The 22,117-nt window shown below is 72.3% G+C and carries 16 protein-coding genes; 14 read left to right on the top strand and 2 right to left on the bottom strand.

Annotated features, from left to right (window positions below):
• The first annotated feature begins 20 nt into the window (after positions 1 to 20).
• A complete protein-coding gene (locus IEY99_RS30310) occupies positions 21 to 2,903 on the top strand; it encodes a DUF11 domain-containing protein (protein ID WP_189207526.1) in 2,883 nt (960 codons plus the stop codon).
• 70 nt (positions 2,904 to 2,973) lie between these two features.
• Here the strand turns inward: IEY99_RS30310 and IEY99_RS30305 are convergent, their stop codons facing one another.
• Positions 2,974 to 4,275 carry a COG1470 family protein gene (locus IEY99_RS30305; RefSeq protein WP_189207525.1) on the bottom strand — a complete coding sequence of 434 codons (1,302 nt, stop codon included), beginning with the start codon at positions 4,273 to 4,275 and terminating at the stop codon, positions 2,974 to 2,976.
• A 160-nt stretch (positions 4,276 to 4,435) separates the two neighbouring features.
• On the opposite strand from IEY99_RS30305, the gene IEY99_RS30300 reads away from it, so the two are divergent.
• The 5 genes from IEY99_RS30300 (at position 4,436) to IEY99_RS30280 (ending at position 10,148) form a co-directional block, all read left to right on the top strand.
• The gene (locus tag IEY99_RS30300) at positions 4,436 to 5,065 is read left to right on the top strand and encodes a response regulator transcription factor (RefSeq protein ID WP_229799382.1); all 630 of its coding nucleotides are present in this window, start codon (positions 4,436 to 4,438) and stop codon (positions 5,063 to 5,065) included.
• A gap of 25 nt (positions 5,066 to 5,090) precedes the next feature.
• A complete protein-coding gene (locus IEY99_RS30295; protein WP_189207524.1) occupies positions 5,091 to 5,732 on the top strand; it encodes a Pvc16 family protein in 642 nt (213 codons plus the stop codon).
• Entirely contained in the window at positions 5,732 to 7,702 is a 1,971-nt protein-coding gene (locus tag IEY99_RS30290; RefSeq protein WP_189207523.1) for an ATP-binding protein, read from the top strand. Before IEY99_RS30295 ends, IEY99_RS30290 begins: the two co-directional genes overlap by 1 nt.
• Positions 7,703 to 7,715: 13 nt before the next feature.
• Positions 7,716 to 9,284 carry an RICIN domain-containing protein gene (locus IEY99_RS30285; protein ID WP_189207522.1) on the top strand — a complete coding sequence of 523 codons (1,569 nt, stop codon included), beginning with the start codon at positions 7,716 to 7,718 and terminating at the stop codon, positions 9,282 to 9,284.
• A 135-nt stretch (positions 9,285 to 9,419) separates the two neighbouring features.
• Positions 9,420 to 10,148 (top strand): eCIS core domain-containing protein, encoded by a 729-nt coding sequence (locus IEY99_RS30280; RefSeq protein WP_189207521.1) that lies wholly within the window; start codon positions 9,420 to 9,422, stop codon positions 10,146 to 10,148.
• Positions 10,149 to 10,323: 175 nt separating this feature from the next.
• On the opposite strand, the gene IEY99_RS30275 is transcribed toward IEY99_RS30280, so the two are convergent.
• Positions 10,324 to 13,908 carry a hypothetical protein gene (locus IEY99_RS30275; protein ID WP_229799381.1) on the bottom strand — a complete coding sequence of 1,195 codons (3,585 nt, stop codon included), beginning with the start codon at positions 13,906 to 13,908 and terminating at the stop codon, positions 10,324 to 10,326.
• Positions 13,909 to 14,238: 330 nt separating this feature from the next.
• On the opposite strand from IEY99_RS30275, the gene IEY99_RS30270 reads away from it, so the two are divergent.
• From IEY99_RS30270 to IEY99_RS30235, 8 genes are all read left to right on the top strand, one after another.
• Positions 14,239 to 15,819 (top strand): phage tail sheath family protein, encoded by a 1,581-nt coding sequence (locus IEY99_RS30270; RefSeq protein ID WP_189207520.1) that lies wholly within the window; start codon positions 14,239 to 14,241, stop codon positions 15,817 to 15,819.
• Between the two features lie 16 nt (positions 15,820 to 15,835).
• Complete coding sequence (locus IEY99_RS30265; protein ID WP_189207519.1) at positions 15,836 to 16,279, top strand: phage tail protein; 444 nt, start codon at positions 15,836 to 15,838, stop codon at positions 16,277 to 16,279.
• A gap of 4 nt (positions 16,280 to 16,283) precedes the next feature.
• Positions 16,284 to 16,727 carry a hypothetical protein gene (locus tag IEY99_RS30260; RefSeq protein ID WP_189207518.1) on the top strand — a complete coding sequence of 148 codons (444 nt, stop codon included), beginning with the start codon at positions 16,284 to 16,286 and terminating at the stop codon, positions 16,725 to 16,727.
• Positions 16,724 to 16,882, top strand: a complete 159-nt coding sequence (locus tag IEY99_RS30255) for a DUF6760 family protein (protein ID WP_189207517.1) — start codon at positions 16,724 to 16,726, stop codon at positions 16,880 to 16,882. Before IEY99_RS30260 ends, IEY99_RS30255 begins: the two co-directional genes overlap by 4 nt.
• A gap of 69 nt (positions 16,883 to 16,951) precedes the next feature.
• The gene (locus IEY99_RS30250; RefSeq protein WP_189207516.1) at positions 16,952 to 19,201 is read left to right on the top strand and encodes a hypothetical protein; all 2,250 of its coding nucleotides are present in this window, start codon (positions 16,952 to 16,954) and stop codon (positions 19,199 to 19,201) included.
• Between the two features lie 19 nt (positions 19,202 to 19,220).
• Entirely contained in the window at positions 19,221 to 19,655 is a 435-nt protein-coding gene (locus IEY99_RS30245) for a phage tail protein (RefSeq protein ID WP_189207515.1), read from the top strand.
• Position 19,656: 1 nt separating this feature from the next.
• Positions 19,657 to 20,421, top strand: coding sequence for a CIS tube protein (locus IEY99_RS30240; RefSeq protein WP_189207514.1), 765 nt, complete (start codon positions 19,657 to 19,659; stop codon positions 20,419 to 20,421).
• Positions 20,411 to 22,117 carry a VgrG-related protein gene (locus IEY99_RS30235; RefSeq protein WP_189207513.1) on the top strand — a complete coding sequence of 569 codons (1,707 nt, stop codon included), beginning with the start codon at positions 20,411 to 20,413 and terminating at the stop codon, positions 22,115 to 22,117. Before IEY99_RS30240 ends, IEY99_RS30235 begins: the two co-directional genes overlap by 11 nt.

Raw genomic sequence — 22,117 nt, 5'->3', positions numbered from 1 at the left:
CCATAGACCCGGGAGACCAGATGTCGCTGAGCTTGGGGCGTCCGCGGCGGCGCAGGATCGCCGCCGTGACCGCGCTCGTGCTGGTGCTGGGGACCGCCATCGCGATACGGACCCAGCCGCGTGTCCTGGCCGCCGAGGTGCCGGTACCGGGACAGATCGCCTTCAGCCGCTCCGCCCCGCCCTCGTCGGCCGGGTCCCCGTCGCCGCCGACGTCCGAACCGGAGGTCACCGCGGCCCTTGCCGCCCCTCCGCGGCCGACCCACCTGGCGCGGGTCGTCGCGGTGCCGCCGTACCAGCCCGCGGATCCGTTCGCGTCCGCGTCGACGGCGGCCGAGTTCGAGCCGGCGTGGAGTCCGGACGGCAACCGCATCGCCTACACGTGCGCCGACGGCGGGACGAGCGGCACCGCGATCTGCGTCGCCGACGGGAACGGTGCAAGCGCCCGCAAGGTGACCGATCCTCCACCGCGCTCCTTCGACGGTGAGCCCACGTGGTCGCCGGACGGCACCCGCCTCGCCTTCACCCGGTCACAGTGGATGATCGAGGTCCCGTCGAGAACGGCCATCCGGACGGTCCCGGCGGACGGCGCGGAGGGTGACACGGCTCCCGTGGTGGACCTCGACGAGGTGCGGGCATCCCACCCGAGCTGGTCGCCGGACGGCCGGCGGATCGCCTACCAGCACGTCAGCTACGACAGCGGCGCGGAGCGGTGGACCGCCCGGATCGTGGCGGTCACCCCGGCCGGCACCGGGGCCACCGACCTGACCGACGGGCCGGACGACACCGACCCGGCCTGGTCGCCGGACGGGCTCAGGCTGGCGTACGTCGAGCGTGCCACCGCAGGTGCCGGGACGCTGATGGTGCTCGACGTGGCGGCCGGGACCAGCACACCCCTCGTCCGGCCCGCGGGTGGCGAGATCGAGGTCGAGTTCGCGGCCGAGCCGGCGTGGTCACCGGACGGCCGGACGATCCTGTACACCTGGTGGAACTCGTACGACGACAGCGGCGACATCCGGGCGGTGCCCGCGGCCGGGGGAGAGAACATCCCGGTGGCCACCGGACCCACCGACGACCGGCACCCCACCTGGCGCCCGACCGCCGACCTGCACGTGACGGTCGGGGCGGCGCCGCTGCCGCTGCAGTTCGGCCAGCCGGGCACGATCGTCACCACCGTGACCAACGGGGGGCCCGCGCCGGCCCGAGCGGCGCGGCTGACCGTGCAGCTGCCCGCCGATCTCGACGCGCCGGCCGTCGAGCCCGCGACCTGCGATCTCGACGCCGGACGGGTGACCTGCGAGCTGGGGGACCTGGCCACCGGTGCCTCGGTGGCGGTACGGGTCACCGGCCGGCCGGACACGTTCGGCACCGTTGCGGTGACCGCCACGGCGACGAGCGGGACGGCCGACCTGGATCCCGCCGACAACACGGTCCAGGGCCGGTTCGAGGTGGAAGGCACCGATCTCGCCGCCACCGCGGTGGCTCCGGTCGGTCCCGTTCTGCTCGGCGAGATCGTCGCGTACACCGTGACGGTGCAGCGGGTCGCCGGTGACGGTGTCACGGGCGCCTCCGTCGAGATCACCCTGCCCGACAACGTGACCTTCGCCGGCGTGGACCCCGGCGCGGGCACTGCGTGCTCGCCGACGCCGGGGGCACCGTTGCGCTGCGCACTGCCGCCCCTGGGCGTCGAGAGCGACGACTCCGCCACCGTGGTCGTGCGGGCCACGGCCACCGCCCTGGGCGAGAGGACCGGGTCGGCGCAGGTCACCTCGCCGACCCGGGACGTGAATCCGGCCAACGACACCTCGGCGTTCACCACCAGGGTCGTGGGGGCCGAGCTGGCGGTGGCGAAGCAGGCCCCCACGTCGGCCGCGGTGGGGGAGGAGTTCGGTTACCTCATCGGCGTACGCAACGGCGGCGAGCGCGCGATCTCGGGCGCGACGCTGGTCGACGAGCTGCCGGACGGCGTGACCGTGGTCGCCGCGGAGTCGGCCTCCGCCGATTGCACCGTCACGACGTCCCCGGCCACGGTGGTCTGCTCCTTGCCGCCGCTTCCCGGCACCGAGGGCGTCCCGGCGACGGCAGACCTGGTGCAGGTGCGAGTGCGGGTCCGCGCCACCGCGCCCGGTCCCGTCCGCAACACCGCCTGCGTACGCGCGGTGCTCCCGCCGGAACCGGCCGAGCCGGCCACCCCCGGCGCGGCGCCGAGGCGGGTCTTCGAGGACTGCGACGACGTGACGACCCAGGTCGATGCCGGCGACCTCGCCGTCGGCGTGACCGCGTCCGCGCCGGTCGGCTATGTCGGTGGACGGATCCGGGCGAGCGTCGTCGTGCGTAATGCGGGTACGGCGACCGTACCGGCCGCAGTGCGGTTGCGTCTGCCCGCGACCGCCTGCGAGACGCCGGCGGCGGCGGGGTGCGCCGCCGCCAGCCGCGACGTGTCCCTGGGCATGCTGGCACCGGGAGCGGCGGTCACCGTGCCGGTGCAACTCGTGCCGGTCGCCCGCGGCCCCGCGACGGTGGCGGCTCAGGTGCTGCCCGCGACGTTCGACCTCAGCGATCGCAACGACCGCGCCCAGGCGACCGTGTCGATCAGGCAGCCCACGCTGGTGGTGGAGCCGCCGATCGGACCGCCCGGCTTCGTGACGTCGGTACGGGGCACGGAGTTCCCCCCGGCCGCCACGGTCCGGCTGGCGTGGAGCCGTGGCCTGACGCTGACCCGCGCGGCGCCCGTCGTCGTCGGGTCCGACGGCACCTTCCGGACGCCCATGCTGGTGGCCGGCCGGGACGATGCGCTGGGCCCCCGGCAGGTCGTCGCGGTGACCTCGGGGCTGCCGCCGGTCAAGGCCGGTTTCCTCGTCGTACCGGCGACGCTGGATCCACCGGACTTCGCCGTCCGCAACTGAACCCCCGGCGTCCGGCACGGATGCGGACGCCGCCACGGCCGACGGCCGCGGCGGCGTGGGGATCGGCCGGCTATGCGGCCGGTGCGGGAACGACCCGGTTGCTGCCACTGACCAGCAGCAGCGTCTGGCACCGGTCGGCGGGCGTCGCGGTGAGGTCGGCCCCGGCGGTACGGCAGGTCGTCCGCAGGCTGAGCCGGCGGCCGGCGGGGACCTCGATCGGCGACACGAAGTGGTAGTCGATGTCGCGGAAGTTCGCCAACGCCATGGTCAGGATCGCGTCGTCGCCCACGAGCACTTCCACCCTCCCGGTGTCGCCCTGCGGGTTCTGCAGCACCAGGTCGGTGATCACCAGCGTGTTCCGCTCGGGCACCACGTGCGGGTCCACCACCGTCGTACCCGGGGCGCCCTCCGTGCGCATCCGGAGCCGGGCCGGCGTCGTCTTGGTCTTGGCCGCCGCGCTGCCCGGGCTCTTGGTGGTCTTCGGGCGGGTCCCCCCGCCGCTCGCGTCCTCGGCCTTCTCGTCCGCCGTCTGCGCCTTCTGATCGGCGGCCTCCGCCTTCTGGTCGGCGGTCTCGGCCTGCGCCGACACCTCGGCCAGCGGCTCCTGCACGGCCTCCTTGGCGGCCGATTCGGCCGCCGGCTTGACCAGGAAGAACCACCCGGCGAGCAGCAGCACGGCCAGGGCCAGCAGGCCGGCGGCGAGCCGGCCGGCGGCCCTCGGTACCGCCGCGGTCTGCAGCAGCGCCGCGTCGAGCACGACCGGCGTCTCGCCGTCGGGGGTCACCAGAACCTGGAAGGGATGCGTGACCGGTTGCCCTCGCCACAGGACGCGCCGGTTCCGGGCGGTCAGACGGACGAACGCCGCCTGGCCGGGTCCGACCGTGAGCGTCGGTGGCTGGGCCCGGAACGTCAACAGCCGGTCCGGGTCGTCGCCCGCCACGGTCACGGTCACCGGGACGTTGCCACGGTTGTCGACGGCGACCTCGTGACGCGCCTGGTACCAGGCGCGGGACGTGCGGGGCAGCACTTCCGCGCCGACGTTCAGGAGCGGCTCCACCCAGATCGTGCCCTCGGGTGCCACGGCATCGTCCGCGTGGAGCGAGGGCCGGACCCGTACGGCGAAAGGGATCTCGCCGGCGGGAGGGGGCGGCGACCGGAGCGGTTGGAACACCACCCGCGCGGTGGTCTCGTCGCCCGGATACAGGTTGGCCGAGGGCGGCTCGACGGTGGCCCAGGCCGCGGCGTCGCCGACCACGTCGAATTCGTACGCCTCGACCAGATCGCCGGTGTTGCGGACGGTCAGGTCGCAGGTCGCCTCGCTTCCGGGCAGCACCCGGAGCTCCGGAGTGCCGAGCATCGCATGGGTCGTCATGGGCGCGACCGTACGGAGGCGCCGACGCCGTGCCAGGCGCCGTGCGGGTACACCTGAGGGCAGAAATCGCCGCCCGTTGAGCCCACGTTGACTGGGCGGTTGGTGCGCCGGCGCATGCTCTGGCGAGTGGTCGGAGCGACATCGTGGAGGGGCGGCCGCCATGGCAATGCGAAGGGTTCCGGTGTACCTGCACGCCAGCGATCCGATCTCGTACGCCGGGGTGGCCGGTCAGTTGCGCCCCCGTCCCGAGATCCGGTTGCTGGGATCCGACGAGACGAACCAGGCCGACGTCGGTCTGGCGGTCGTCGACGGCGTGGACAACGAGGCGCTGCGGGTCCTGCGCGAGCTGCGCTGCGCCGGCGTACCCCGGTTGGTGATGGTGGCCACCCGGATCGACGAGGCGGATCTCGGCCCGATCGTCGAGGTCGGGGTGTCCGGGCTGATCCGCCGGGGGGATGCCACGCCGGACCGGCTGGTCACGGTGATCACCAGCGCCGTGCAGGGTGAAGGAAGCGTGCCACCCGACCTGCTGGGCCACCTGCTCAGCCAGGTCGGCCGGCTGCAACGGCAGGTGCTCGGCCCGCGGGGCTGGACCTTCTCGGGCCTGACCGAGCGGGAGATCGACGTGCTGCGCCTGGTGGCCGACGGGTTCGACACCGCGGAGATCGCGCTGAAGCTGTCCTACTCCGAGCGCACCGTCAAGAACGTCCTGCATGACGTCACCGCCCGGCTGCATCTGCGCAACCGCACCCATGCCGTCGCGTACGCCCTGCGGCACGGGCTCATCTGATCGCCGTCGCGCCGAGGGGGTACGGATGATCCACGAGGTGGACGATGCCCTGCGCAGCCTGCTGCGGGGCGGAGCGCTCGAAGGCAACGACGTGGACATCGTGCTGGACGCACCGACCAAGGACTGGGCCGCCCGGCGCAACGCTCCGACGGTCGACATGTACCTGTACGACATCCGCGAAGACCTGCGCCGGCGCCAGCGCGGGCTGATCAACGAGTACGGCGACGACGGCCGGGTGACCGCACGGCACCTGCCCCCGCGGTACGTCAAGATGTCGTACCTCATCACTGCCTGGACCCAGCGGCCGGAGGACGAGCACCGGCTGCTCTCCTCGCTGCTGGTCACGTTGCTCGGCTACGAGGCGCTGCCGCCCGAGGTGCTGACCGGCTCGCTCGCCGCCCTCGGGATGCCGGCGCCGATGACGGTGGCGTTGCCGCCACCCGAGGACCGCGCGTTCGCCGACGTGTGGACCGCGCTCGGTGGTGAGCTGAAGCCGTCCCTCGACGTGGTGGTGAGCGTGCCCGTCGAGGCCGGGCGTCGCTACCCGGCCGCAGCGCCGCCCGAGGAGGGCATGCGGTTGCGGGTCGACGGCGACGGCGCCAGGGCGCACCGCAGGCCGCATCCGGTGCCACCGTCCGAGCCGGCCGGCCCGGGCCGGGACGGCTGATGGACCGCCTCGGCCACCTGCTCGGCCGCCTCGCCGCGCTGGAGGTCCGCGTCCGGGACGCCGTGGCCGCCCGGCGGGCCGCGGATCCCGCCCCCGACGACGCCTTCCGCGGCTTGTACCTCTCCGACGAGGCGATCGACGCGTTGCTCGACGCGCCGCGGCAGCCGTTCCCGGCGCCGCCGGAGGGTGCGGGGCTGCTGCCCGCGGCGGCCGGCCTCACCGCCCTGGACACCGAGCTGCTGCTGGTGGCGGTCGCCCCCGACGTGGACAGCCGGTTCGAGCAGTTCTACGGCTACCTCAACGACGACGTGACGCGCCGCCGGTGCACCGCCGGGCTGGCGCTGCGGCTGTGCGGGCTCCCCGAGGCGGTCGCCGCCGGGCGGGCGCGGCTGGACGCCGACGCGCCGCTGCTCGCCGCCGGCCTGATCGTGGTGGAGGACCCGGGCCGGCCGTTCCTGTCCCGGACGCTGCGGCTGCCCGATCGCGTCGTCGGCTATCTGCTGGGCGACGACCGGCCCGATCCCCAGCTGCGCCCGCTGCTCGACGAGGTGACCCCGGTGCCCGGCCTGCCGGACGTCGACCTGCTGGTCCGGGCCCTCGGCAGCGGCGCCGGGCTGGCGTACCTCCAGGAGAGGGCGGGTGGCAGCGGGCCCGCCCTGGCGGTCAGCGCGTTCGACCGGATGGGCCGTCCGGCGCTCAGCGTCGACGCCGTCCGGCTCGCCGGTGCCCCGGAACTCGCCGGACCGCTGCTGCGCGAGGCGCTGCTCACCGGCGCCGGGGTGGTGCTGGGCCCGCTCGACGGCGTCGACGTCGGTGCCTGCCTGGAGGCCTTCAGCCGGGTCGACGTCCCGCTCGTGCTGTACGGCACGGGCGGGTGGGACCCCCGGTGGAGCAAGCGGCCCGCGCTGCGGCTGGACGCCGAGACCGTACCGCCGGCGGTACGCGCGGCGGTCTGGCGCTCGACCCTCGACGGCCGGCTCGCGCCGGGCGTCGACCCGGCCGAGGTCACCGCCCACTTCAACCTCGGCCCGCCGCAGATCCGCCGCGCCGCCGAGGCCGCCGTCCTGTCCGCCCGCGCCGTCGGTGGCCCGGTGACCGCGGACCTGCTGCGGCGCGGCGCCCGGGGGCAGAACGCGGCCGGCCTGGAGCGGCTGGCCCGCCGGGTGGAACCCGCCGTCGACTGGCCGGATCTGGTGTTGCCGCCGGCCGTGCTCGGCCAGTTGCGGGAGCTGGCGGCCCGGGCGCACCACCGCGACCGCGTCCTCGACCAGTGGCGGATGCGGCCCGGCGGAGGCCGCGGCCGCGGGCTCACCGGCCTGTTCGCCGGTGACTCGGGCACCGGCAAGACCATGTCCGCCGAGGTCGTCGCCCACTCGCTGGGGCTGGACCTGTACACGGTGAACCTGGCGACCGTGGTCGACAAGTACGTCGGCGAGACCGAGAAGAACCTCGAACGCATCTTCACCGAGGCCGCGGGTGTCAACGGTGTGCTGCTCTTCGACGAGGCCGACGCCATCTTCGGCAAGCGCTCGGAGGTCCGCGACGCGCACGACCGGTACGCGAACATCGAAAGCGCCTACCTGTTGCAGCGGATGGAGACCTTCGACGGCATCGCCATCCTCGCCACCAACCTGAGGGCCAACCTCGACGAGGCGTTCACCCGCCGACTCGACGTCGTGGTGGACTTTCCGCTGCCGGACGTGGAGCTGCGCCGGGCCCTCTGGGACCGGTGCCTGGGCACCGCGCTGCCCCGCTCGAACGACCTCGACCTGGCCTTCCTGGCGACGGCGTTCGAGCTGGCGGGCGGGCACATCCGCTCCGCCGCGGTCACCGCCGCCTACCTGGCCGCCGATGCCGACCGGCCGGTCGGCATGGCCGATCTGATCGGCGCGGTGGCCCGCGAGTACCGCAAGCTCGGCCGGCTCTGCCTGGACCGCGAGTTCGGCCCTTACCTGGCCCTGACGGGCTGACGAGGGACCCACGATGAGCATGACGTGCCCCCACTGCGGGCAGCGCAACGAGCAGGCCGCGCAGTTCTGCACCAACCCGGCGTGCGGCGCCTATCTCGGCTGGGAGAAACAGAGCACCGACACCGGCACCCTCTATCGCGCCACGGGGTTCCAGGCCTCCGCCAACGAGAACCAGCGGGCCGGCGTCCGCGCCGACCTGGCCAAGCCGTCCGTGAAGGTCACACCGGGGGACAGCGCCTCCACCACCGTGTCGGTGCACAACAGCGGGACCCGGGTCGAGGGGTTGGAGGTGACGATCAGTGGCCCGGCCGCGGCGTGGACCACCGTCGAACCCGTCGAGCTGTCCGTCTACCCGGAGCAGTCCACGACGGTGACGGTGCGCTTCGCGCCGCCGCGCTCCTCCGAGACCCCCGCCGGGCCGACGGACTACACCGTACGGTTGGCCTCCACCATCAACCCCGGTCTGGCCGCGACCGTCAGCGGCGTCGCGGTGGTGGCGCCGTACCGCGACCTCGCCGCGGAACTGGTGCCGCTCAGCGCGTCGGGGCGCGGCACGACCACCCAGCAGATCGTGCTGCGCAACAACGGCAACGTGATCGAACGCCTCGGTCTGGCCGCCGCGGACGACGAGGGGGCGTTGACCGTACGGGTCGGCACGCCGGCCGTCGACCTGCCGCCGGCCCGCCTGGAGGTGCCGATGACGGTCCGGGCGCGGCCCCGGTGGTTCGGCCGGGCCAGGACGGTGCCCGTACGGGTCACCGTGACGCCCGCGACCCCCGGCACGCCGCCGATCCGGCTCGAGGGCACCCGGCACCTGGTCCCGGTGTTCCCGACCTGGGTCCCGGCGCTGGCGGCGGTCCTGGTGCTGTTCGGTGGCGGCGCCGCAGCCGCGATGATGCTCGCCGGCGGTGCCGACGAACCGACGGCGACCTCGTCGGCCACGCCGCTCCCGGCGGGCAGGGACACGCCGTCGCCGCAGGCGTCGAAGTCGTCGGCAGCGGCCACCCCGACTCCCACGACCCCGCCGGCGTCGCCGACCCCGCAGGCCTCCTCGCCGGAATCCTCACCCCCGACGTCGTCGCCGCCGTCGGGAAAGCGTCCACCGGCCGGCGCGGTCGCGCTGGACGAGGGAACCTACCGGTTCCGGCCGCGGCACAGTTTCGCCCTGAACAAATGCCTCGGGATCGAGGGCGCGGAGCCCGCCGCGTGGATCGTCCAGGCCGACTGCGCGGAGGTGCCGGACCAGCAGTTCCAGCTCCAGCGGGTACGGTCGAAGGTCTACCGGATCCAGTCCCTGACGAGTGGCCTGTGCGTCAGCGCCGGCGCCGTGGGCCGCGGCACCGACGCGTTCCAGGACGAGTGCGACGACACCCGCCTCGACCAGGAGTTCGCGTTCGACCGGGGCGACGACACCCCCGACGGACAGGTCTTCCACCTGCGGCCGATGCACAGCTTCGACACCGTCCCGGCCGGCATGTGCATCGGTGTCGGCGCGAGCAGCCTCGAGAACGGCGGGCACGTCGGCCAGTGGGACTGCCAGCCGGACAACCAGGACCAGGACTTCTATCTGATCCCGCAGTGACGCCGGCCGGCTCGTCGCGCGGCGCTGCCCGATCGGGCGGCCGGCTCTGCCCCGGGAAGCGCCCGGCCGCGCCTGGCCCGCCGGAGCCGCGCGGGGCAGGCTCTCGCCAAGGGTCTCACCACCTTGGGGGCTGCCATGCGCGGGCACGACCACAACCCGGAGAGCGACTTCCGGCCCAGCAGTGACCGGGTCGAGCGGGAGGACGGCGGCGACCTGATGTTCCGCGCGGCCGCGGCGGGCCGTACCGACGTGCTCGGCCCGGCGGGCCTGCTGGGCCTGCAACGCGCGGTCGGCAACGCCGGCGTCGCCTCGCTGGTCGAGGAGGACCGCTCACCCGTCCACGACGTGGTCGGCTCCGGCGGCGGCAGCCCGCTCGACCCCGCCGTCCGGGCCGACATGGAGGCCCGCCTCGGCCACGACTTCGGCGACGTACGGGTGCACAACGACGCCGCCGCCCACGAGTCGGCCCGGTCGGTGAACGCCCAGGCGTACACGGTGGGCACCAACATCGTCTTCCAGCGCGACAGGTACGACCCGTCCTCGGACAGCGGCCGCCACATGCTGGCGCACGAACTGACCCACGTGGTGCAACAGCGCAACGGGCCGGTCGACGGCACCGACGCGGGCGGCGGCGTGAAGGTCAGCGACCCGTCCGACCGCTTCGAACGCGAAGCCGCGGCCACCGCGGACCGGGCGATGTCCGCACCGATCCCCGCGGCGCCCGCCGCCGGCGTCCAGCGGTGCGAGGAGGACACGACACCGAGTGCGGTGCAGCGCGAGGAGTCGTCCGAGGAGGACGACGACAAGGCATCGGCCCAGACGTACGTCCAGCGCGCCGAGGAAGAGGAAGAAGCACCGGAATAGTCTCACCAACTTTCCGGCGAAGCCGCGTGGTGGCCATCGTGCGGCCACGGACGTCACTAGCCGGACGTGGCGTAGGCCTCACGGCATTGAAGGTTCATGCCGCGCACGCCCGTCCCCACGGGGTCTCCACCATCTCCGCCGCTGCACTCGATGACGGATCCGTGCAGAGCTGCCGTCACACCAACATGTAGAACGGTCCGCGACCGCGGTCCACGCGAATGGCTGTCACCCCATGCTTCGTGAGGCACAACTGACCCCACATCTCGTGCAGAGCGCGGTCCTTACCTACCAGGAAGGCCCTCAGCGGTTTGTCCTCCGTCCAAGGACAGCCGTCGGCCGCGCCGTGTCGTTCACCGAACCAGACGTTGAAGGCCTGATTCTGTGCAGCCGTGGAGAGGACTAGATTTGTCACAGTGTTCGGGCCACCGGCGGAATGCTCGTGGATGTGGTGCCATTGCATGCCAGGCGGGACGTTGAACTGGCCGTGCGCGCGGTAGCTGAGCACCTGACGGACGTCCGGGAAGCTTCCCCCCCGTTCCGGTAGGTCCTTGATTGCGTCGAAGGCGGCACCCACCTTGTAGTTCGCTTCCGGCACGAACTTCTGCCAAGTGCGACCCATGCCTGATGCGTCGAGCATTCCCGAGATCCGGGAGGTCGAGTTGTGACCGATGAACCGGATCTTGCCGCCAGCGACCTCGGTGACTTCGCAGATGTTCCAGCCCTTCTCTTGCTTGATCTGGATGATGTCGTGTTTCTTGACGTCCTGCTGTACCGCAGTGTCCAGACCTCGAAGGAACGCGCCGATCCTTGGCCCGAGCATGTCGAATACAGCTTGGATGTCCTTGGGGTTACGAGATCCGCCCTTGCCCTTCCGTAGGCTTCGGAACTCTCGTTCCGGATCCTTGCCTGCGACGAAATGAGCCTCGAAGTCGGCCATGGCCTCCTCGGCGGAGGCCTTTCTCGCAGGATCGGCGGTCAGCGCCTGCTTAACTCGGTTCTTTTTCATCAGGTCGCGCGCCACCTTGAGCCCGGCGAGTGCCATGTCGTGTGACCGGACCATCTCGTCGATGTCGACCTGGTTGACGACGAGGGCAGTCAATGGCTGTGTCTGTTTGGGGTTGATCTCGCCTTCGGCTGCCCACGTCTGGCCCTTCGCCACGGGATCTAGGCGGGTGAGGCCGTATCGCATCTTGATGACGCTGAGAACGGGGCGCAGGATCCGTTCGGACACCGGCCTGCCGCCGAACCGTTCGGTCACCGACTTCGCGGCGGCCATGGCCTTGTCGAGACGCTGCTTCTTTCCCTCCGGACTGTCGTCGCCGCCGCGAAGCCGGGCCTTCATCTTGGTGAGCACCCTCTTGCCGGCCTTGACGACCGTGCCCACCACCGAGTCGATGACCTTGTTGACCGGGGCGGCGATCTTTTCGAGGATGCTCTTGATCTTCTCGGAGATGCCGCCCAGGCCGAGCAGGCTGGCCAGCATGCCGAGGACCAGTGGCACCGCCTTGGCGAGTGCCTTCTCGATCAGTCCGGCCACCGCGCCGACCCCGCCTCGTGCGATCGACTCGATCGAGTCGAGGACGGTGTCGACGAACTCCTTGATCTGCGCGGCCTTGTCGACGAAGAACATCACGATGTCGTAGATGGCCTTGCACGCCTTGATGAAGGCCGCCGCCGGGTTCAGCAGACCGATGATCCAGGTGAGACCGGCCTTGACGATCTTCTCGACCACGAACTGCTTGATCTGGCCGAGGACCATCTCCTTGATGTCGCCGACCTTCTCCAGCACCCACTTCCACAGGCCGGGCAGGCCCTCGGTGACCAGGATGCCGACCACGGCGACGGTCTTCTCCAGTGCCGCCAGCACCGGTTCGGGGATCACCTTGAGGATGCGGGACCGGACGTTCGCCCAGGTCAGGCCGAGCAGGGACAGCACCAGCCCGAGGATGCCCCGCAGGTCGAAGGTCTCCGGGATCTCCACGCCGGCGCTGGCCAGGCTGCCCAGCAGCCAGGCCTTCAGACCCGCCTTGAGGTGCTCGAGGATGTTGGCGCCGAAGTTCATCACCCCGGTCTTGACGGCGTTGACCAGGTTGCCCAGGAAGCCGATCGGGTCCTTGACGATGAGCTCGATGGCGCCGGCGGCCCGGGCGAGGACGCCCAGGAGCATGTCCTTGAGCTTGCCGATCGTCTCGATCGCGCCGACCACCGCGTCCTTGGCCTTCGACCAGAGGCCCTTGTTCTCCTCCTGGAGTTTCTTGATCTCCTCGTCGACGGCGTTGCGTGCTTCCACGTACTTCGCGGCCAGGTCTTCCACGACCGCCTGTTGCTTGTCCCGTACGGCCGTGTCGAGGTCGTCGAACTGCTTCTCGAACTCGCCCGCGGCCTCCCCGGCGATCTTCCGTAGGGCTGCCGGCTGGTCGGCGACCTTCTTCTTGACCTGTTCGCGGCCCTGGGCGATGCGGTTCGTGGCGCGGTTCAGCTCGCCTCCGACGAAGTCGGCGATGTCTGCGATGACCACCTGCATCTGGCTCTCGTACAGTTTCTTCGATTCCAGGAACAGGTTGTTGGCCTCGGCGGGCAGGTCGGCCACCAGATCCTTGGCCCACAACAGGGCGCCGGTGACACCGGAGTAGCGCTGGTCCTTGTACCGCTGCATGCGCGCCTTGTGGTCGGCGGTGAACGCGGCCTTCGCCTTGGCCTCGCCCGTCTCGAACCGCTTGGTCACCTCGGTGTCGATCCCGTTGAGGATCGTCTCGACGTCGGTCTTGGTGGCGTCGAAGATGGCCTTGATCTCGCCGGTGATGCGGGTCCGGTCCTGTTCGTCCTTGCTCTTGGTGGCCGCCTTGGCGGCGTTGCCCTTCTGGCCGGTGGCCTTGTGGGCGCCCAGCATGCCGGCGACGGCGGCCTTGCCCGCGGCATCGGCGGAGGCGGTGGTCGCCGACAACTGCTTGGCCTCCGTGTCACGGACCGCTGCGGGCGCCGTCGCCGTGTGCTGCTCACCCTCCTTCTTCGCCGCCAGCGCCTCGGTGAACTGCGGTTCGCCGGAGTGAGCGAGCTGATCGTCCGACACCCCGGCGGCCGCCATGGCGCCGTGCGTCTCGCACTGCTCGGCGCGGAGATCGGTCTGCTCCGCGGGAGCCCGCTCCGGGGTGGCCTTGCGCGGGTCGGGGGCCGCGAGCCGCGGTGCGGGCGGGGGCGGTGGCAGCGGCGTGACCGGTTTGTCGACCGCCTTGCCGAGGTCCGGGGCCTGCCGGGTCTTCTCGGCGATGTCCTTGCCCGACTGGTCCTTGCCCTGGGTGACCTTGCCCAGCACCTCCGACTTCACCTGGTCGGCCTTGCCGGAGGTGGCGAAGCCGTCGGCCTCCTCGAGGTTCTTCGGCGCCTGCTTGGACACGGCGGCATTGACCGCGGCGATGAACGCGGCCTTGTCGAAGCCGGCCGGCCTGGCGGCCGCCATCTGGTCGGTCTGGGCGGCCTTGGCCTGGGCCTCTTTGTCGTCCGGCGGTGCCACGGCCGCGTCCTGAGCCTTGCGTACCTCGGCGGTGGCCGGGGGATGGGCGCGGGCGGTCTTCGCCGTGGCGGCGAGGTCGGCCTTGACGGCGGCGAACCTCGGGTCCGCGGCCGGCGTGACGCCCGGCGGCGCGACCGGGGGAGCGGGGCAGGAGCCGGCCAGCCGCTGCACCGAGGCCTGCGCCGTGGACCGGCGCTGTAACAGAGTGGCCACTGCGGCGTTGCCGGCGGCCGCCTGCAGGCGCAGCACGGCGGACGGTCCGGCCGGGAGGCGCCGGTCGGGTGCGGCCTTCTTCCGGGGCTCGGTCCTCCCCCCGCTCTCGCGAGGCGCCCGGGCCGTCACGCCGGCGCCGTCCGGCCGTATCGCATACGTCCACTGTGCCGCCGGGCGCTCCGGGCGGCAGGGGTCCCGGGGGCAGTCGGCGGGGAAGCCGGGGTTGCCCGAAGGCGCAGCGCGCCCACGCCGGCGACCGGCGGTGCCCCATGGGGCAGCACAGCGTTCCCGATCAAGCGGCCGCTCGGTCGTTCAGCCGCGGCGCGAACGGTGCGACGCTTCCCGTACAGCTGACGAGGAGGCGCGATGCCCACGTATCTTTCGCCCGGCGTGTATGTGGAAGAGGTCGAGGCCGGCTCCCGGCCGATCGAGGGCGTCGGGACAGCGGTCGCTGCGTTCGTCGGCTTCGCCCCGTGCGGACCGTTCCACACGCCCACCCTGGTCACGAACTGGGGCCAGTACACCAAGGTCTTCGGGGAGTTCGCCGAGGACTACTACCTGGCGCACGCCGTCTACGGCTACTTCCTCAACGGCGGCGGCAACTGCTACGTCGTACGGGTCGGTGGCGAGCGGACCGCCGAGGGGGACGGTGCCACCGGCAACGGCCGGGCGAAGCCCGTGCCGAGGAAGGCGCAGGGCATGCTCGGCGGTTACCGGCTGGTCTCTCGTGAGTGGGCTTCCGGCGGCGCCAAGGGCGGCGCACCGGAGCTGAGCGTCGAGGTGACCGACAGCCCTCCCAGCGGCGACGGTGGGGAAGCGGGCGCGAGCGACAAGCAGACCATCGTCGTCAAACAGGACGGCAAGCCCGTCGAGACCCATCAGGTGACCACCAAGCGCGGCAAGGACCATGTCGTCACCGTCCTGCGTGAGCAGTCGAAGCTGATCACTGCCGAGGAGGTGGACAGCAACGCCGGACTGGCCAAGGGGACCGTCACCCTGCGGCCGGAGGCGCCGCCGCCGGCCCCGGCGCGTCGTGAAGTGGCGGCCGACGACTACGTCGGTGACGTGGCGGAGCGGACCGGGTTCGGTGGCCTGGAAACCGTCGACGAGGTGACGATGGTCGCGGTGCCCGACCTGATGAGCGCCTATCGGCGCAACGGGGTCGACCTGGAGACCGTGAAGGCCGTGCAGCTCGGTGTCATCGCACACTGCGAGCTGATGGGCGACCGGATGGCCATCCTGGACGCGCCGCCCGGACTGTCACCGCAGCAGGTCAGGGAATGGCGTACCGATCTGGCCGGCTACGACTCCAAGTACGCGTCGCTCTACTACCCGTGGATCAAGGTGTTCGACCCGGCGACCGGCACCAACGAGTTCGTGCCGCCCAGCGGGCACATCGCCGGTGTCTGGGCGCGGAACGACGCCGGCCGGGGGGTGCACAAGGCCCCCGCCAACGAGGTCGTCCGGGGAGCCATCACTCTCGCCACCCAGGTGACCAAGAACGAGCAGGAACTGCTGAATCCCGTCGGGGTGAACTGCATCCGCACGTTCCCCGGCCGCGGGGTACGGGTCTGGGGCGCGCGCACGTTGTCGAGCGATCCGGCATGGCGGTATCTGAACGTCCGCCGGCTGTTCAACTACCTGGAGGAATCGATCCTGGCCGGCACCCAGTGGGTGGTGTTCGAACCCAACGACGACGCCCTGTGGGCGCGCATCCGGCGCACCATCAGCGCGTTCCTGGTCATGGAGTGGCGCAGGGGCGCGTTGTTCGGGCTGACCCCCGACGAGGCGTTCTACGTCCGCTGCGACCGCGACACGAACCCGGCCGAAAGCATCGACCTCGGCCAGGTGGTCTGTGAGATCGGGGTGGCGCCGGTCAAGCCCGCGGAGTTCGTCGTGTTCCGCCTGGCCCAGTTCTCCGGCGGCACCAGCCTCGTCAACGAATAGCAAGGGACGGTAGACCATGCCACTGCCCGATCTCGACACCTCGGTCGGTCACTCCTTCGGCCTGGAGGTCGACGGCATCGTGATCAAGCAGATCTCCGAGGTGAGCGGCTTGAAGATGGAGCAGGACGTCATCGAGCTGAAGCAGAACACCGCCGACGGCAAGTACGTCGTCAAGAAGCTGCCCGGCCGGCCCAAGGCCGGCGAGGTGACCCTCGTCCGCGGCCTCACCGGTGACAACAGTTTCGAGAAGTGGGTGAAGGACGCGCACTTCGGCAAGATGGCCACGGCACGCAAGGGCGGCGCCATCATCGTGTACGACTACGAGGGCGCCGCGCTCAAACGCTACAAGCTCACCAACGCCTGGCCGAAGAGCCTGGAGATCGGCTCACTGAAGGCCGGCGACACGAGTGTGCTGACCGAGAAGCTGGTCATCACGTACGAGCTGATGGAAGTCGAGTAGACCGATGCGCCGCAGCCTCTCCCTGGCGGATCCGGCGGCAGCCGAACCGGCCGCCTTACCCGAACGGCCGCGTGAACAGCTGCGTACCGAGTTCGCCTTCGAACTGCCCCGCGGCTACCTCGACGGCGCCGGCGTCGTGCACCGCGACGGCGTCATGCGCCTGGCGACCGGACGCGACGAGCTGGTGCCCCTCAAGGACGACCGGGTACGGGAGAACCCGGCGTACCTCACGGTCGTGCTGCTCGCCCGCGTCGTCACCCGGATCGGGGCGGTGACCGACGTGCATGTGGGCGTGATGGAGAACCTCTTCGCCGCCGACCTGGCCTTCCTGCAGGACATGTACCGGCGGATCAACAGCGAGGGGCACACCCGGGCGGGTGTCGCCTGTCCCGAGTGCCGGCACCGGTTCGAGATCGACCTCGCCGGTGGCCGCCTGGGGGAATCGTGACGTACGCCGCCGACCGGTTGCACGAGGAGGTCGCGTACGTCGCCTACCACTTCCACTGGGGTCTCGACGAGATCCTCGATCTGGAGCACCCCGACCGCCGGCGTTACGTCGACGAGATCGCCCGGATCAACACCCGTATCAGTCAGGGGCGGTGAGGCGTGATGTGGCCGTGGCGACGCGGCCGGGCCGAGCCTCCGGCAGGTCCGGCGGACGCCGTGTCCCGGGTGCCGCGTGAGCCGTGGCGGGACGTGGCGGCGATCGGGCGGGTGCTGGGCGACCCACCGTTGACGAATCCGGTCCAGCGGTTCAGCGGCGCCCTCGCCACCTGGCAGGATCCCCGCTTCGTCGCGCCGCTGCACCACGCCGTCGGTGCCGGCGAACCGTCCGGCGTCATCGGGGCTGCCCCGGTACCTTCGGTGAGCGCTGATCCGGCCGCGCCGGGGTTGCCGCTCGCCGCGCCGGCGCCTGATGTCCGGCGGTTGTGGACGGCACCGACCCGCTGGATCGGCGCCGTCGTCCAGCGGATGGCCGGGCCGCAGGGCGCCGCAACGCCGGTCGCGCCACCGCCTGCTACCGCCCCGCAGCCGCCGTGGACTCCGGCCGCGGAACCGTCGCCGGAACCGCCCGCCGCCGCGCCGGTGGGGACAGCGTTCGCCCAGCGCGCCCCCACGTTCTCGGCGCCGGCAGCACCGCCGCCTGGGGCGCCGTCCGACGCACCGGTCGTCCAGACGGCGTCCGCTCCCGTCCCGCAGGCTTTCGAACCGGCGGCGCCCACGGTCTCCCGCCAGACGGAACCCGAGGCGGTCGTCGCCGTGTCCGCCGTGCCGGACGTGCGTGCCACCGCTTCCGGGCCGCCGCTCGAGGTGCCGGTGCCCGGCGTCCCCACCGCGGAGGTGAATGCGGCAGAGCGGCCCGAACGCTCCGGGACACCACCGGCCCAAGGCGTGGAGGCGACGGTACTGCCGGCGACGGCGAACCGGCCGCAGGTGCAGCGCTCGTCCGTTGCCGCGCCGGGTTCGTCGGCGCAGCGCTCGTCGGTTGCCGCGCCGGGTTCGCCGGCGCAGCGCTCGTCGGTTGCCGCGCCGGGTTCGTCGGCGCAGCGCTCGTCCGTTGCCGCGCCGGATTCGTCGGCGCAGCATTCGTCCGGATCCCCGGCGGTGCAGCGGCTGCCCGACCCGCTTGCGGCTGTGCCGCAGCCGCCCGCCCGGCCGGCCCCGGCCGATGACCCTCAGCGCCACGCCGAGCCCGGCGGTGCCGTGCCCTGGAGCGCCGTGCCCGGGAGTGCCACGGCCGGGAGTGCCACGGCCGGAAACCCGGCGCTCGGGGCCCCGACGTTCGGCACGTCGGACACCACGGGCCCGGTCGCCACCCGCCGCCTCGGACTCGGCGCCCCGATCGCCGCCGGTGCCGGGGCACCGGACCTGGTGCAGCGTGAAGTCGGCTCCCTGACCGCCGGCACCCCCATCGTGCCGGGCCTGGCCGCACCGACCGTGCCGGGCGGCGATCCGACGGACGCGGTCCGGCCGCAACCGGTGCAGCGGGACACCGGCGCACCATGGTTCGCCGACTCGCCGAGGTCTCCGGTCGCACCGACGGCGGCGCGGGATTCGTCGCCTTCCGACGGTGGCGAGCCCGGCGCGACGTCCGTCGACCTCGGTGCCCTCCCCGCCGAGCCGGCCGTCAGCGACCCGGGCACCGGCCCCGACGCTGCCGCCGAGCTCCCGGTCGTGCGGGTCACCCGGCCTGACCCGTTCCCACCGCCGGCGGCGCTGGCCCCGCTGATCGGTGACCGTCCCGTGGCGGCGGTGTCGCGGCTCGTCGAGACCGGCGCGCCACCGGCCGCCGGTCTCGCCACGGCCCCGGACAAGCCGGTCACCGGGGCGGCCACCGGCGGCGGCACGCCTGAGCCGCGATCGGCGGCACCCCGGTGGGGTCCGGCAGGTGCCGTCGCCGACCTGCAACGGCTGCCGACCCCCGCATCGTCCGGGGTCGATCCGGTTCGCGCCGAGCCCGCTGGGGCGGGGCCCGGCTGGCTGCCCGGGCACCCGCACAGCGCGTCAGCGCGCCCGGCCACGGGACCCACCTCCGGTGTGCCCCAGCTCGCCGTCGCACCGGCACTGCCACTGACCGTGGCGCGGGCCGTGACCGCAGGCGCGGACCGTACGCCGACTGGTCCGCAGATCATGACGGTCCAGCGTGACGGGCCCGCGCCGGGCGAGGCGACCGCCGCGGCCATGCCGCCGGCCGGTCCCGCGGTGCCAACGCCGCCCGCCGGCGCCACCGCCGTCCTCGCGCCGCCCGCCGATGCCGCCACGGTCACCGCACCGCCGGCCGTCGCCGCCCCGCCCGCCGCCTCGGCGATCGAACCCGAAACGCTGCTGGCCACCCTCTACGACCCGTTGCTGCGCCGGCTCAAGGCCGAACTACGGATCGACCGGGACCGCCGCGGCTGGCTGACCGACCTGCCCCGATGACGGAGGAGAGCCCACCACCATGACCGACATCGAGGAAGCCGTCGCCGTCTGCTTCGTCGTCAAGATCGACGACCAGAGTCTCGGCGCCTTCAACAGCTGCGAGGGGCTCGGCTGCGAGTTCGTCATGGAGCAGCGGGAGGAGGGCGGCAACAACGGCTGGATCTGGCAGCTGCCCACCCGGCTCAGGTACTCCAACGTCAAGCTGTCGCGGCCCGTCACCCGCGACAGCACCAAGATCGCCCAGTGGTTCGCCGGGATGGCCGCCGGGGTGAAACGCAAGACCGCCACCATCGAGGCGCGCACCCTGGAAGGCACGATCGTCGCCAGCTGGAGCCTGATGGACGTGGTCCCGGTGCGCTGGAGCGGGCCACAGCTGAACCCGGACACCGCGAAGGTCGCCGTCGAGACGATCGAGCTGGCTCACCACGGTTTCCTCGGGCCGTCGGGTCGCTGACATGACGTCCCCCGTCACGTTCACCGCAGCGGGCGCCGCGCCGGCGAAGGCCGGCGCACCGGCCAGCCTGCAGCATGCGTACCTGGAACTGCACGAGCCGCCGGCCGGGGGTGGCACCGCCGAACCCGGGAAGGCGGTGCTCGGCACCATCCCCTTCCAGTTCAATCCCCGAGAACTGAGCCTGACGAAGAATGCCAAGTGGAAGCGGGAGGCCCAGCGCAACGCCGCGAAGAGCGGGCCGCCCGAGTTCACCGGCTCCGATCCGAGCAAGCTCAGCCTCGAGATGTTCTTCGACGCCACCGACAGCATGGACGACAAGGTGGTCAAGTCGGTCGAGAAGCTCTTCGAGTGCTGCGTGCCCACCGTGAAGAGCCGGCAGGGCAAGAAGGGCTCACCGCCGTGGGTCATCCTGCGCTGGGGCGGGCTCACCAGCTTCCCGGCGTACGTCAGCAGTGTCACCGCCAAGTACACCCTGTTCACGCCGAGCGGCACCCCGGTCCGGGCACTCTGCACGGTGGCGCTCGAGGAGATCTCCGGCGAGCAGGGCGGCCAGAATCCCACGTCGGGATCGCTGGCCGCGCGGGACGTGCACGTCGTCGTGGCCGGCGACACCTTGCCCTCGGTGGCCTTCCAGGCCTACGGCGATCCGGTGTTGTGGCGCGACATCGCCGAGGCCAACGGGATCGACGATCCGATGCGGTTGCGCCCCGGCAGCCGGCTGCTCATCCCCGCCCTCGATGAGCTGGAGCAGGCGCATGGCCAATGAGAGTTTCGCCAACACGCTGCTGGTCGAGGTGGCGGGCACGGCGCTGCCCGCCGACGTGGCCGCCCTGCTGACCTATGCGTACGTCGAGGACAGCCGCAACCTGCCCGACATGTTCGTCCTGCGCTTCCGGGACCCGCAGCAGCTCGTGCTCACCAAGGTCCGGCTGACCATCGGGGCCGAGGTCACGCTCAAGGTGCAGACCGCCGATGCGGGCGGCCCCCAGCAACTGGCGGCCGGTGAGGTCACGGCGGTCGAGCTGGAGCTCGACCGCACCGGTACGTTTCTGCAGGTTCGAGGGCTCGACGTCGCGCACCGGCTGTTCCGGGGGCGGCGGGTCGCGGCGTACCCGAACATGACCGTCGCCGACGTCGTCCGCAAGGTCGCCGCACGGGCGGGACTCAAGGCCGGCCGGATCGACGCGCTGCCGGGCGTCGGCGGCCAGAGCGACACGCAGCTGAGTCAGGACAACATCAGCGACTGGGACTTCCTGTCCCGGCTTGCCGATCTCGTCGGTGCGCAGCTCGCCGTCGTGGACGGCGCCCTCGACTTCCGGCTGCCGACGGCACCCAGCGGTGCCCCCGACACCGCGGCGAAGGCCACCAGCAACCCGTTGGTGCTCGAGGCGCACAGCAACCTGGTGTCGCTGCGAGCCTGCGTCAGCGCGGCGGAACAGGTCCCGCAGGTGGAGGCTCGGGGGTGGGATTTCGCGAACAAGCGCGAGGTCAGCGCCACCGCCACCCCGCACACGGCGGGCACCGAGGTGCCCGGTGCCGACCCGGTCGCGCTGGCCCGCACCTTCGACGCTCCGCCGTTGCTGGCCGCGGACGCGTCCTGGCACACGCCCGGCATGGTGAAGGCGGTCGCGGACGCTCTCGCCGGACAGCTCGGCGGTGCCTGCGTCGAGCTGGAAGGGGTGGCGAAGGGCAACCCGAAGCTGCGCGCCGGTGCGGCGGTCACCCTGGCGAACGTGTCGGAGCCCTTCCTCGGCAAGTACACGTTGACCAGTACCCGGCACCTGTTCAGTGAGCACGCGGGCTACACCACCGCGTTCACGGTCTCGGGTCGCCAGGAGCGGTCCCTGCACGGGCTCGTCACCGGCGCGCACTCCGGCACGCGGGGCGCGGCGGGGCTGGTGCCGGCGATCGTCAGTGACGTCCGGGACCCGCAGAAGCTCGGCCGGGTGCGGCTCACCTTTCCCTGGCTGGGCAAGGACTTCACCAGCGGCTGGGCGCGTACCGCGCAGGCTGGAGCCGGCAAGCAGCGCGGCACGCTGATCCTCCCGGAGGTCGGCGACGAGGTGCTGGTGGGCTTCGCCGGCGCCGACCTGGGCGAGCCGTACGTGCTGGGCGGGCTCCACAACGGCAAGGACGGCGTGCCGACCCTCGGTACGGACCCGATCGACGGCGCCAGCGGAGAGATCGCGGTACGCGGGTTCGTGTCCCGGACCGGGCACCGGGTGGAGCTGGTGGAGAACGACGGCATCGTCGTGGCCACGGGAGACGGCAAGCTCAGCGTCCGCCTGGACAAGAAGCGGGGCGTCGTCGAGATCAAGGGCAGCAGCGGCGTGACCGTCGATGCCGGCACCGGCCCCCTGGAGCTCAAAGGCCAGAAGGTGTCGATCACCGCGACGTCCGAGGCGGAACTGACCGCGAACGGCCAGGTCACCGTCCGCGGCGCCATGATCAAGCTGAACTGA

This window comes from Couchioplanes azureus, assembly GCF_014648355.1.
GTDB classification, from domain to species: domain Bacteria; phylum Actinomycetota; class Actinomycetes; order Mycobacteriales; family Micromonosporaceae; genus Actinoplanes; species Actinoplanes azureus.
Note: the sequence above shows the minus strand (reverse complement) of the source record. Positions and strands in the feature narration are given on the sequence as shown.

Excerpts from the sequence above, each read along its gene's own strand:
- IEY99_RS30285 (WP_189207522.1), top strand. The coding sequence starts at position 7,716 with ATGAGCATGACGTGCCCCCACTGCGGGCAGCGCAACGAGCAGGCCGCG.
- IEY99_RS30235 (WP_189207513.1), top strand. The coding sequence starts at position 20,411 with ATGGCCAATGAGAGTTTCGCCAACACGCTGCTGGTCGAGGTGGCGGGC.
- IEY99_RS30300 (WP_229799382.1), top strand. The coding sequence starts at position 4,436 with ATGGCAATGCGAAGGGTTCCGGTGTACCTGCACGCCAGCGATCCGATC.
- IEY99_RS30310 (WP_189207526.1), top strand. The coding sequence starts at position 21 with ATGTCGCTGAGCTTGGGGCGTCCGCGGCGGCGCAGGATCGCCGCCGTG.
- IEY99_RS30295 (WP_189207524.1), top strand. The coding sequence starts at position 5,091 with ATGATCCACGAGGTGGACGATGCCCTGCGCAGCCTGCTGCGGGGCGGA.
- IEY99_RS30290 (WP_189207523.1), top strand. The coding sequence starts at position 5,732 with ATGGACCGCCTCGGCCACCTGCTCGGCCGCCTCGCCGCGCTGGAGGTC.
- IEY99_RS30245 (WP_189207515.1), top strand. The coding sequence starts at position 19,221 with ATGACCGACATCGAGGAAGCCGTCGCCGTCTGCTTCGTCGTCAAGATC.
- IEY99_RS30260 (WP_189207518.1), top strand. The coding sequence starts at position 16,284 with ATGCGCCGCAGCCTCTCCCTGGCGGATCCGGCGGCAGCCGAACCGGCC.
- IEY99_RS30270 (WP_189207520.1), top strand. The coding sequence starts at position 14,239 with ATGCCCACGTATCTTTCGCCCGGCGTGTATGTGGAAGAGGTCGAGGCC.
- IEY99_RS30305 (WP_189207525.1), bottom strand. The coding sequence starts at position 4,275 with ATGACGACCCATGCGATGCTCGGCACTCCGGAGCTCCGGGTGCTGCCC.
- IEY99_RS30240 (WP_189207514.1), top strand. The coding sequence starts at position 19,657 with ATGACGTCCCCCGTCACGTTCACCGCAGCGGGCGCCGCGCCGGCGAAG.
- IEY99_RS30265 (WP_189207519.1), top strand. The coding sequence starts at position 15,836 with ATGCCACTGCCCGATCTCGACACCTCGGTCGGTCACTCCTTCGGCCTG.
- IEY99_RS30280 (WP_189207521.1), top strand. The coding sequence starts at position 9,420 with ATGCGCGGGCACGACCACAACCCGGAGAGCGACTTCCGGCCCAGCAGT.